Annotated in this window: 5 protein-coding genes; all 5 read right to left on the bottom strand. The window is 58.3% G+C overall.

What is annotated here, in order from left to right; translation table 11 throughout:
• Positions 1–924, bottom strand: a 924-nt coding sequence (locus AC27IO_RS20975; RefSeq protein WP_498740569.1) for a M20/M25/M40 family metallo-hydrolase, incomplete at its 3' end; no start/stop codon positions are given.
• Between the two features lie 228 nt (positions 925–1,152).
• Complete coding sequence (locus AC27IO_RS20970; protein ID WP_272566898.1) at positions 1,153–2,118, bottom strand: LysR substrate-binding domain-containing protein; 966 nt, start codon at positions 2,116–2,118, stop codon at positions 1,153–1,155.
• Positions 2,119–2,782: 664 nt separating this feature from the next.
• A complete protein-coding gene (locus AC27IO_RS20965; protein WP_498740567.1) occupies positions 2,783–3,043 on the bottom strand; it encodes a hypothetical protein in 261 nt (86 codons plus the stop codon).
• A gap of 81 nt (positions 3,044–3,124) precedes the next feature.
• Positions 3,125–3,502, bottom strand: coding sequence for a DUF7684 family protein (locus AC27IO_RS20960; protein WP_498740566.1), 378 nt, complete (start codon positions 3,500–3,502; stop codon positions 3,125–3,127).
• 195 nt (positions 3,503–3,697) lie between these two features.
• A complete protein-coding gene (locus AC27IO_RS20955; protein WP_498740565.1) occupies positions 3,698–4,075 on the bottom strand; it encodes a hypothetical protein in 378 nt (125 codons plus the stop codon).
• Positions 4,076–4,454 lie beyond the last annotated feature (379 nt).

Raw genomic sequence — 4,454 nt, 5'->3', positions numbered from 1 at the left:
CCCCGCCATCGCGGCGATGGTGACCGCACCGGCCGGCACGGCGGCGGCAGGCGCCAGGGCGAACGAGGCGCGCAGCGCGCCCGAACCCTTTTCGGCCACCACGGCGGGGTACTTGCTGTCCAGCACGATGTTGTACTCGGGCAGCTGGGTCTTGGCGCGGTAGTACTTCATCGCGTCGCCGCCCGTCTCTTCGGTCGTCTCGACCATGAGGCGGATCGTGCGGGCCATCGGCAGGCCGCTGTCCTTGACCGCCTTCATCGCGTACAGCACCGCGGCGATGGAGCCCTTGTCGTCGATGGAGCCGCGGCCGTACAGGTTGCCGCCCACCCGCGTGAGCTTGAACGGGTCCAGCCGCGTGCCGTCGTCCAGCACCCATTCGTCGGCCACCACGGGCACCACGTCGGCGTGCGTGAGGATGCCGAATTCTTCGGTGCCCGTGCCGGGCAGCTTCACTTCGAAGATGCGGTTGTCCACGTTGCGGTACTGCAGGCCGAAATCCTTGGCCATGCCTTCGACCAGCGTGCCGAAGGCGATGATGGCCCGGTCCTCGTGCGGCGGCACCTTGTCCGAGCGCACCGTGGGAATGGCCACCATCTTCGCGGTCGTGTCGATCACCGCCGTGTGGTGGTGCAGCCGGTTGTACAGGCCCAGCAGGCGGCTGATGTTCACCAGGTCGTCGCCCGCCAGCGTGGCCTTGGACCCATACGCCTTCACGCTGGGCGCCAGCGCAGGGTAGGTGCGCACCGCGCGTTCGAGGAACGCGCTGAAATCGCCGCTGGGCGCGCCCGTCTCGGCGACCACCAGGCGGTCCAGATCGGGTTTCTTGAGCGTGCCCGCCAGGGGCGCGGCGTCGGTCGGCGCGGTCACGCTGGAGCAGGCCGAAAGGCCCAGGGCCAGGCCGGCCGCCATCAAAAGCTTCTTCATGAATGTCCTCGGGATTGTGGAGAGCGCGGCGCCCGCGCGGACCGCATGTGGCGCGGCCCGCGCCAGGCCGGGGTGGAGGATGCCCACCCACCGGCCGCGCGCGGGGCGAAGTTTAGCCCTGCCCCGAGGCGTTTCGGTGAAGCCGGCAGCCCGCGCGCGCGGCGGCCAGCGCCGACCACCGGGCCGCCAGGCCCGCAAAAAGAAGTGGAAGAGACCGCTGGCCTGCGGTCAGGACAGGCGCGTCATGCCCGGCAGCTCGCAGGCGTAGATCGCGTTGCGCAGCGCGGCGATGGCCTCGTAGCGGGTGAAGCTGCGGCGCCAGGCCAGCACCACGCGGCGCATGGGCGGCGGGCTGCCGTCGGCCTCCTGGATCGGCAGGTAGCGGATGTGCGTGTCGTCGCTCTTGCGCCGGCGCGACCCCGTGTGCAGGGCATCGCGCGGCACCGACAGGCGCGGCACCAGCGTCACGCCCATGCCGGCCGACACCATGTGCTTGATCGTCTCCAGCGAGGAGCCCTCGAACGTGCGGCGGATGCCCTCGGCATTGCTCGCGTAGCGCGCGAACTCGGGGCAGACCTCCAGCACATGGTCGCGAAAGCAATGGCCCGCGCCCAGCAGCAGCATGGTCTCGCTCTTGAGCTGCGCGGCGGAAATGGATTTCTGTTCGGCCAGCGGGTGGCTGCTGGGCACGGCCGCCATGAACGGCTCGTCGTACAGCGGCGCCATCGCCAGGCCCGTGTCGGGAAACGGCTCGGCCATGATCGCGCAGTCGATCTCGCCGGTGCGCAGCATCTCCAGCAGCTTGACGGTGAAGTTCTCCTGCAGCATGAGCGGCATCTGCGGCGTGCGCGCGATGGCATGGCGCACCAGCTCGGGCAGCAGGTAGGGACCGATCGTGTAGATCACGCCCAGCGTGAGCGCCCCGGCCAGCGGGTCCTTGCCGCGCTTGGCGATTTCCTTGATGGCGGCGGCCTGTTCCAGCACGCTCTGCGCCTGGCGCACGATCTCGTCGCCCAGCGAGGTGACCGACACCTCGCCCGCGCTGCGCTCGAAAAGTTTGACCTCCAGCTCGTCTTCCAGCTTCTTGATGGCCACCGACAGCGTGGGCTGCGACACATAGCAAGCATCGGCCGCACGGCCAAAGTGCTTCTCCCGGGCCACAGCGACGATGTATTTGAGTTCCGTGAGGGTCATTGTTGGATGCGGATTGGCGAACGCGACATTGTGCGCCGAGATGGAACCCCTGTCGGTCAGCCGTTCGCGGGGAGTGCGGTGGGGGGGAAGGAACTTTACCCAGGCTTCACATTGGGTGGCGGGGCGGGCCAGGGGCTTTCAAGACGTGTATTTCACTCCCGCGAAAACGCTGAAGGCCGAGACATGTGTTTTGCGCATGCGGGGGCTTGCCGGCCGCCTTTACCGCGCTTTCGTTCATGACCAAACAGACCCCATGCCCTAGAAAATCATGGCTGTGTTGCTATCAAAAATATAGTGCACGAAACGGGTTTGATCCAGCATTTGGTTGCGGCGAGCCGGAGGCTCAGTGGATGGATTCCGTCTTTGTTTGAGGCCCGGGACATCCGTGCTCCGCCACCATGCATCGCTATGAAAACTGCTGCTGGCTGAAGGCGCCATAAGGCAAATTGATTTGCCACATAAACGATCAGATGACTTTCGTGCTGTTCGTCTCGCTTGTCGCTTGGAGGCGTAGCCGTGTGGAACACCTGCTGGCCAGGGGGGCTGTACTGGGTCTGGTAGCTCATCGTCAGCCGCGGTGGCGGTACAGGCTGCTCGTGACGGCGCGACTGTTGCCGCCATGGCGACCGAATCAAGGCATTTCTATATGGAATGCTTATTTGATCTACTCCGAAGGCGGCAAATCACCACCGCGCAGAGTCGAATAAACAACACAACCTTCATACCCATAAACAATCAACCCATCTTCCAATTGCTCAATCTCCAAGATGCCAGCTACCGATTCACTAGGCGCATGCACAGAAATCTCAACTCGCTCCCCCGGAGGAATCTCAAATTGCTCTGCCCATGGCTCCAAAAATATCTGCATATTTTTTCCAGAGCCATTGACATAGATAAATTTTTGAATCAGTTTCATCGTCTGCATGATGATATCCGAACTGGGCACGTGCACGTCATGACAATTTATTAATTTCCCTATTAAAAACCCACCCCTCGTCTTTTATTATTAATGCATAGCCGAATGCCACCCTTCAATGTTGCGAACAACGATCAACCCTTGATTCACCCCCTCCATCGCCACCAATTTAAAAAAACTGGCGACTTCAGGCCGGGATTCATGACAATGATATGTGGTGATGATTTTTGAAAATTCATGACCTTCGATTACCTCATCAATCAAATCATGCAGCATTTCAGAGGTTTCGCCATAACAAACAAAATAACCACAACCCTTCCCCAACAACTCAACCACTTTTCGCTTTACCCATGAGACGTCATGCCACTCAGGATCTCCAGCATCCAGGAGGGCTGCAAATGGCTTCATCAAAACACCAAAGAAGAGCGGCCGGCAAATATCTTTATAAAAAATATTGGGGAAACCCATTAAAACCCTCCATTCTTAGTACTTCTTCACTTCCATGCAGCATAGCTTCGAGAAAGACGCCGCAGCCCAAGAATTTTTCAAGTCCATCAATCGAGAATCAAGAGCTTCAAGAGTCCTCGAAATTAACCAACCAATTACGACACCAAAAAATCCAATCTGAAGATTTTGAGAAATTCAATCTCTCATTTTCAGACTTCAATCAAAACCAAGCTCAATCCCCAAATCAAAAAGAACTTTTATCTCAGGAAGCCTTAGCTCCTCCCCTCCTGATTCAATCGTGCAATAAAGTATTTTTCTCAAAGTCGGATCATTAATAATTGGCAGCAGCTCAACAGGAACCTTGGCAAAAGCGATCCGTATTAATTCAATAGCCTCTGGAATGCTCTTTGAAGGGGGTTTAATTTTTAGCGCCAAATAAGACTCTTCGTAACACCCTCCAAGCAAATCACCATTAGGAGATCTACATTTATCGCCAGACTTCCAAAGTCTTGCGACTGGAAACTCCAAAGCCTCCCCTAATTTCGAAAGATCTTGAAATTCATGTCTCATCTGGAGACTCATATGGGTTGTCATCGCTTTAATCCTTAACGACAGAGTCCAGTTGGACGATTTGTAAATTGATCAGCAGGGCCATGGTTAGTCGCCCGCCCATTTCGCCCACTGGTAATCACGTCGCCATTCGGCGCTATTCCAGTCCAGTCGCGTGCTCCAGCACCCGCCCCCTCTTTAATATCATGGATGTCGCCACGCCCGAGGCCGGTTTGGTCAATAGGTTTTGTACCAGCTGGTGCATCAGATGGACGGGATTCATTACCTGGTTTCCGCAAACATGCGATACCAACCCCATAGCTCAACGCACCCTAAACCCGTTCCGATAGCAATATCTGTCCCCAGTGATGATCGCTGGAATGAACGGAATGGCGATGCAAACTCGCCTGTCGGGTCGGTATAG

Source organism: Acidovorax sp. KNOB132 (assembly GCF_057541515.1).
This window is presented reverse-complemented; position numbering and strand designations above follow the sequence as displayed.

Coding starts and splice junctions, on each gene's coding strand:
- AC27IO_RS20970 (WP_272566898.1), bottom strand. CDS start 2,118: ATGACCCTCACGGAACTCAAATACATCGTCGCTGTGGCCCGGGAGAAG.
- AC27IO_RS20955 (WP_498740565.1), bottom strand. CDS start 4,075: ATGACAACCCATATGAGTCTCCAGATGAGACATGAATTTCAAGATCTT.
- AC27IO_RS20965 (WP_498740567.1), bottom strand. CDS start 3,043: ATGCAGACGATGAAACTGATTCAAAAATTTATCTATGTCAATGGCTCT.
- AC27IO_RS20960 (WP_498740566.1), bottom strand. CDS start 3,502: ATGGGTTTCCCCAATATTTTTTATAAAGATATTTGCCGGCCGCTCTTC.